Genomic DNA, 718 nt, shown 5'->3' on the forward strand with positions numbered 1-718 from the left:
TTTGATTGGATAAAGCTAAATATTGATGAACTGGAAAGTGATTCTCCTCAATGGAAAGGAAATTTTGTATCTCATTGTCTTCCGAAAAACTTCAGTCATTATTGTAAGATCCTTCATCCAGTATATCGTGATAAAAAGATTAAAGATGAACATTTATTATGGAGTGAACGTCGATTTGGAGTTGATCAAAAAATTAGAATAGGTGAAAGATTGTTCTATAAAGATTTGGTAAAAAAGTATAATGTTCAATTTACACAAGAAATAAGTACAAACACTTTTAGCCAAATATATGGGAGTTTACCAAGATATATAATATCTCCTGATGAAGGAAATATGGAAATTAATTTAGTAGAAGAATTAGTAAAAATCTTAAAACCAATGACTATGAAACAAAAATGTTACTTTCATTATTATTTTTTAAAAATAGAAGACTGGTACGGAGATGATCTACTATTTAGTGGTAAATTAGAAGACGTTTTTAACTTATACAATCTAAATGGTTTACACGGTTCACCTACCTATTGGTGGGCAGAAGATCAGAGTTGGTGTTTGTGTACTGATTATGACCTTGATTTCTCATTAATAGGTGGTACTAGAGAATTGATAGATGCGTTATTATCAAATTCTGAATTAGAATGTATTGAAGTTAATATTGATACAAGAATTGATTATAGATCGGATTGGAAAAATGTCCCGACTAATAAAAATAAATAATGAC

The 718-nt window shown here is 28.8% G+C and carries 1 protein-coding gene; it reads left to right on the forward strand.

Going from position 1 to position 718, the window contains the following annotated elements; all coding sequences use genetic code 11:
* Positions 1-714: hypothetical protein (locus CN601_RS27085; RefSeq protein WP_218923260.1), on the forward strand; the 714-nt coding region annotated here is incomplete at its 5' end.
* Positions 715-718: the final 4 nt, after the last annotated feature.

It is taken from the genome of Bacillus sp. AFS017336 (assembly GCF_002555445.1).
Taxonomy (GTDB): domain Bacteria; phylum Bacillota; class Bacilli; order Bacillales; family Bacillaceae_G; genus Gottfriedia.